General features: G+C 51.7%; 4 protein-coding genes. 2 read left to right on the forward strand and 2 right to left on the reverse strand.

Annotated elements, in window-relative coordinates; genetic code table 11:
* Positions 1 to 1,646, reverse strand: a 1,646-nt coding sequence (locus LKK83_RS05805; RefSeq protein WP_324629990.1) for a bifunctional serine/threonine-protein kinase/formylglycine-generating enzyme family protein, incomplete at its 3' end; no start/stop codon positions are given.
* Between the two features lie 404 nt (positions 1,647 to 2,050).
* On the reverse strand, positions 2,051 to 2,656 hold the full coding sequence (locus LKK83_RS05810) for a YkgJ family cysteine cluster protein (RefSeq protein WP_324629991.1): 606 nt from the start codon (positions 2,654 to 2,656) through the stop codon (positions 2,051 to 2,053).
* A gap of 207 nt (positions 2,657 to 2,863) precedes the next feature.
* Here LKK83_RS05810 and LKK83_RS05815 point away from each other — a divergent pair, with 207 nt between their 5' ends.
* Together LKK83_RS05815 and LKK83_RS05820 are read left to right on the forward strand one after the other, a co-directional pair.
* Positions 2,864 to 3,643: a photosystem II S4 domain protein gene (locus LKK83_RS05815; protein WP_324629992.1), complete on the forward strand. Its 780-nt coding sequence runs from the start codon at positions 2,864 to 2,866 to the stop codon at positions 3,641 to 3,643.
* 458 nt (positions 3,644 to 4,101) lie between these two features.
* A complete protein-coding gene (locus tag LKK83_RS05820) occupies positions 4,102 to 6,048 on the forward strand; it encodes a CHASE2 domain-containing protein (RefSeq protein WP_324629993.1) in 1,947 nt (648 codons plus the stop codon).
* The last annotated feature ends 268 nt before the right edge of the window (positions 6,049 to 6,316 follow it).

The raw sequence follows: 6,316 nt of genomic DNA on the forward strand, positions 1-6,316 counted from the left end.
CTGGGGATGAAATTCCAAGACCCTCCACGCCGCATCCGGTACCCAGAATCTCCTCCCCAATCCCAAGCACTCCCATCTGACGGCGCACCATTGTAATTATCATGCCAAACATCCTGACACCATTCCCAGACATTCCCATGCATATCGTATAGTCCAAATGCATTGGGCGGAAAACTCCCCACCGGCGTGGTTTTTTTTCGATATTCCCCTTGTTCTTCCTTGGCGTAGGGATAATTTCCATTATAATTCGCCAATTCTGGGGTCATGGTTGCCCCGAAATGGAATGGCGTGGTGGTTCCGGCGCGACAGGCATATTCCCATTCTGCTTCCCTGGGTAAGCGATACACTCGTCCCGTTTTTTGGGACACTCGCTCACAAAATTCCACCGCATCGTGCCAGGATACGTTTTCTACTGGTAAATTTTCTCCGATGAAATAGGAGGGATTATTTCCCATCACTGCTTGCCATTGTGCCTGTATTACCGGATATTTGCCTATAAAAAATTCCGGCACTTTCACCCGATGTTGTGGACTTTCATTCTTATCTCTCCCTGACTCCGTTTCCGGAGAACCCATGCGAAATGTACCCGCCGGAATGCGTACCATTTCCAACCCAATTCCTTGTCCCAAATCTTCGGTAAAATATTCCGCCTCCCTTTGCTGACGGTCGATCGCTTTTCCATACCGATTGACAGTAATTACCTCAAAGCTAAATTTTAGCGGCGGATTCAGGGCGTCTAATACTTCCAACGCTGACTGATATCGCTGGTTTGGATAATCGGATAATAACTTATCCAATACCTGAGCCAAATTCTGGCTAATTTCTACCCCAGAAGGCAACTGTTCTCGCCATTTCCAACATCCTTCTATGCTGTCGTAAAGCTTATCGGTACTATCCAATTCTAAGAAACATCCCGTCATTAACCGCACGCAAGTCACTGCTAAACTATATAAATCGCTAGCCGGATAGGCGACGCCGCGCATCAGTTGTTCCATTGGGGCGTAACCTGGCGTTCCCACTTTGGTTTTCACGCAGGTGTTCTGAGGAGTTTGCATCGTGATAGTGCTTTGTTTGGCAACGCCAAAATCAATTAAGACTAATTTGTTATCCCTGCGGCGGCGAATGATGTTCTCGGGTTTGATATCGCGATGAATGACTTTTTGCTGGTGGATGAAATGGAGAGTTGGCAATAAGTCTTGTAGTAGTGCGCGAATTTTGCTTTCGTCAAAGGTGCCCTCAGCTTGGAATTGTTCCAGCAAAGTTTGTCCCGGGATATATTGCTGTACTAAATACAGATAATTGCTTTGTTGGAAATAGGCATAGAGGGTGGGAATTTGCGGATGTTCTTCTAAGTGCAAGAGGCGGTCTGCTTCTCGTTCAAATAACTCCAGAGCCTTTTCCAACAGTTGCGGGTTGCTGCTCATTCCGTCAGTGGGTGCAAACTGTTTGACCACGCAAACTGCATCCCGTCGGTCTGTATCTTTGGCTAAATAGGTTTTGCCAAATCCACCGCTTCCTAGGGGGCGATCGATGCGATAGCGATCGCGCAATACCGGCGTCAGTTGCGTGCCGCAGCGATTGCAATATTGATTCCCCTCTGGGTTCTCCGGTTTCGGGCAGGCGGGATTCAGGCAGTAAACGGTCATGGCATATATAGGGGCGCACCTTTTCCATTATCCATATAATAGGTCAAGGGGGGAACGGTTGTCAAGGGGGTTTTGGGGAAATTTTGATAAAGTTTTGTTGCGATTTGGGCGGGGAAGATTAGAAGTAAAATGGGAGAGCGATCGCCCGCCTTAATTGGGTAAAAAATAGTTGGTGTTGGCAGACGAAAGCTTGTGAAAGCGCGATTTCAATTCTCCGCCTTAATTGGTTAAAAGAAATGGGGGAATTATTAGGGGAAATTCTCTGGTAGGCGATAGCTTGTCCGGGGCGTTCCCAGGCTGAGCCTGGGAACGAGAGAGGAGAGAACGAGAAAACGAGAGAATGTTTTCTCAAGTTTCAATTATTGCTTTGGTTTTCAGCAGGTGCTAGGAAAGAATTTTATGAATTAGGCAACCCGATCGCCATCACCGTCTTCCAATGCCAATTGAGCGATTAACCCCACTCGTTGTAAAGCCAACTTCAGAGCTTGATTAATCGGAAAACGTTCGATTCCCAGGGAAGGGTCGAGGTTAGCGATTTGGGTAGAGATGTGCGAGAAATTGGCAGCATCTAGACCGGCAGCGATCGCAGATTTTGCCCGATCCACCTCCTCGGGTATCGTTGCTTTGTGGCGCACGCAAGCTGCCAGTTGCGGGGTTCCCTGCTTATCGTTTACCGTAGCGAAAGCAAACAACCGACACAGACTGGGTCGCCAGGGATACACCGAACAGCGACCATTCCCGGGGATAAACGGGTCCGGAGAGTAAAACACGCAAGGGCCGCACTCATTCACCTGCGCCACCCGGTCCAACCAAGCGGATGCTTCGCCGCGACGCCACAACTCCAGCGCCAGAGGCAACATTTCGAGTACCGTAGTTTCCACCTCGGGATTTTCGCAGCACTTTCCGCATCCCGAGGGACAGTGCAATCCCGTAGCGCGTTGCAGTGAAGCGGTTTGTTCGTCGATGCGATCGTATAAGTCTGTAACTTGTTTTAAGACATCACGGTTCATAGAATTCGGCAAATCCTGCCCCATCGGGCAAAGTAAAAAGAGTATGCTCCTATAATATATAGCGCAAATTGGGGGAAAGTGGCAGGGGAGGGATGAATGGGGAGAACACTGGCATTTCATCCTCGGGAAAAGGCGAGGAAGCCCTGCAAAGTTGGAGGCGTAGCCGCGATAAAATAAAAATAGTGTTGAGAAAAAATAGCGACCCGAATGCTACCAAAAGAAGACCTATTGCAAAGCGTTGAAAATAGAGAGACAATGGCGCGGGCCATTGATTGCGCGGAACAAGCGATTAAAACCTGGGAAATTGTGGCGATGGACTTTCTTTCGCCGCCGGAACTGATGGAAATCGAATCGGCATTCGAGCGCCTGACCGAGATAAATATGGTAGCATGGGGAGGTTATCCCCAAGCGGAACGCAAGCGAGTGGCGATCGCCCGGGCAGATTTGCCCTTAGATAAAGCCAGCGTGCCCATCGCCGCGTTGGACATTGCCGGTAACTTCCTGTTCGATCCGGCAAGCCATCGGGACTTTCTCGGTGCTATGCTCGGAACCGGAATCGTGCGGGAAAAAACCGGGGACATCATCGTATTGGGGGAACGTGGGGCGCAGGCGATCGTGGTGCCCGAGATGGTAGAATTTTTAGAAATGAACCTCACCCAGGTGCGATCGGTGCCGGTGAAAACCCAAGCGATCGCCCTGAGCGAACTAAAGATTCGCGAACCGAAGAAAAAAGAACTCACCACCGTAGAAGCATCCATGAGATTGGATGCGATCGCCTCCGCCGGATTTGGCATGTCGCGCAGCAAAATGGCGGATTTAATCAATTCTGGGGACGTGCGAGTGAACTGGAAAGAAATCACCCAACCCAGTTACCAAGTCAAACCCGAAGATTTAATTGCCATTCGCGGGAAAGGACGCTTAGAAGTCGGCGAAGTGCAGACCACGAAAAAGCAGCGCTACCGGGTGCAACTGACCCGCTACAAATAAAGCGGTTCCATAGCTTAATCTCTATTACCACATTTTTGAGGAAATGTCAACTCCTGACGGCTGAAGCAGAAACCCGGCACAGAGCGGGGTGTGGCCATCGAGGGGATAAACCCCGGCATTGGCTTAGAAACATGGCATACTTTAAACCATGCATCTACACTCAAGGCAATAGACCCCTCCTCGGGGATGATTTTCCACCCCGAGGGGAGCAATTGCACGGGAAGCAACGCCCAATCGGGCAAACGTACAGCCATCATAGCCGCCAAGCAATTCTCAGTCGCGCAAGCTGAGGCAAAAAACCCTGCCCTGGGGAAACTTCAACCCGGTTGATACCCAAAAGGGAGGGGAGAGACCCCGAGAGGAATTCGATACCTGCAACCCACTCAACCCAAACCGGAAACCCACCGTTGCTAAATTTACCTCGGAACCTTAGCCATTTAACCCCATCGAAACTATCCGTGTTTTTTAAGTTTTTCCGCCAGATAAAGAAGCGATCGCCGGATCTAACCGGGGTAGCGGTGGTGGCGATCGCCACCCTTTGCACCGCTGGATTAGCCGTGGGCGTGCGAGAATTTGGGGGGTTTCAGCGGTGGGAACTGATGCTGTTCGATCGGATGATGCAGTGGCGAGCCTCAGAACCCCCGGATCCGCGCATTCTGATTGTCGCCATTACCGAACAAGACATCCAAAAAGAAGGAGAGTGGCCCGTAAGCGATCGCACCCTCGCCAGAGCGATCGACAAACTGCAACAATACGATCCCGCCGTGATTGGCTTAGACATTTATCGAGACTTAGCCCAACCTCCGGGACATCAAGCAATGGTCGAACAACTCGCCGCCGAGAACCTGATCGCCATTCGCAATGATTTCCCCGGAGTCAACCCGCCCCCCAGCGTTCCCGAGGAACGGATTAGCTTCAATGACTTAATTACCGATCCCGACGGACCGATTCGCCGCAGTTTAATAACCTTCGTGGAGAACGGACAAACCAACTTTTCCTTGGCCCTGAAACTGGCGATGACGTACTTAGAAGAACGAGGGTTAGTCCCGCAACCCAACCCCAACCGCCGGGGTGAGATTCTCTGGGGAAAAGCAGTATTGAACCAATTGAGTTCCACCTCCGGGGCCTATACCCACATTGATGACCAAGGCTATCAACTTCTCATCAATTACCGTTCGCCAGAGAACGTGGCGCGCCAAGTCACGCTGTCTGAGGTGGAATCGGGCTACATCAACCCCGAGTGGGTGAAAGATAAAATCGTGCTGATCGGCACCATTGCACCCAGCATCGGCGACTTGCACTACACCCCCTACAGCCCCGCCCAGGACGATCCGTTTATGGCGGGGGTGGTGATTCACGCCCAGATGACCAGCCAAATCTTGAGTGCGGTACTAGATGGACGGGGGTTATTTTGGTTTTGGCCCAATTGGGCAGAATGGGTGTGGATTATCGGTTGGGCGGCGGCGGGGGGGACGATGGCGTGGGTCTTTCGTCATCCAATCGTCTTGAGTGCCATCAGTGGGATAGGAGAAGGGGCGTTATTGCTGATAAGCTGGGGGATTTTTACCCAAGCCGGTTGGGTGCCGGTGGTGACCCCTGGGGTGGCATTTGCGATCGCCGCAGGCGGTGTGGTGGCATATCGCGCCTATCAAGCGGGACGACAGCAGCAGATGGTGATGAAGCTGCTCGGTCAAAGTACCTCCCGCGAAATTGCCGATGCCCTCTGGGAAAACCGCGATCGCTTGCTCAAGGATGGCAAGCTTCCGGGTCAAAAGTCGATGGCGACCATGTTATTTACGGATTTGAAGAACTTTAGCACCATTTCCGAACAGATGCCCCCGGAGGCCCTGATGGAGTGGTTAAACGAATATTTGGACATGCTGACCCAGGTGGTGGAAGAACATCACGGGATTATTAATAAGTTTACCGGCGATGGCATCATGGCGGCGTTTGGGGTGCCCATCCCGCGCCAAACAGACCTGGAGATTGCTGAAGATGCCCGCAATGCGGTGAATTGCGGTTTGGCAATGGGCGATCGCCTCGGAGAACTGAACCTTTACTGGCAGCAACGCGGTTTGCCGGTGATTCAAATGCGGGTGGGCATTTTCACCGGGCCAGTGGTGGCGGGCAGTTTGGGGGGCAAAGACCGGCAAGAATACGGTATTATTGGCGATAGCGTGAATATTGCTTCCCGGCTGGAAAGTTGTGAGAAAGACCGTCAGTCGAGCATTTGTCGGGTGTTGATTGCGGAAGAAACCCTGGTGAGACTCCCCGATGAGTTTGTGGTGGAACCCTGGGGGCCTTTGGCGCTCAAAGGCAGGCAGGAAACTGTGGATGTTTACCGGGTGATTTGTCGCCAAGAAACTGCTCCCGCCGCAGACCCCTCCGGGGGCGATGGAGCCTAATCGTAATATGAAGTTTACATAAACTTTACTTTCTGCGATCGCAGAATTGTCATGCCTTCTGGAAATGGAGGTTAGAATAACAATAGAGTTATTATTTTCGACTCTGAGGATTGTGGAGCCGCGTGGCGCGGTGGGAGGGCACCCTTGGCCTCCCTTCTCGCCGTTGGCCACGGTGCGAATCAATCCCGTTTAATATTTAGCTTCTCGGCGGGAAGCCCCGCGCTCTACCCGTGCTTGGTGAGCGTCGGGATGAGAGCCAGGGGAAATG

It is taken from the genome of Phormidium sp. CCY1219 (genome assembly GCF_035615515.1).
Classification (GTDB): Bacteria; Cyanobacteriota; Cyanobacteriia; order Cyanobacteriales; family Laspinemataceae; genus CCY1219.

Bases quoted from the DNA above. Each gene is read 5' to 3' on its own strand.
- LKK83_RS05815 (WP_324629992.1), top strand. From the start codon at position 2,864: ATGCTACCAAAAGAAGACCTATTGCAAAGCGTTGAAAATAGAGAGACA.
- LKK83_RS05810 (WP_324629991.1), bottom strand. From the start codon at position 2,656: ATGAACCGTGATGTCTTAAAACAAGTTACAGACTTATACGATCGCATC.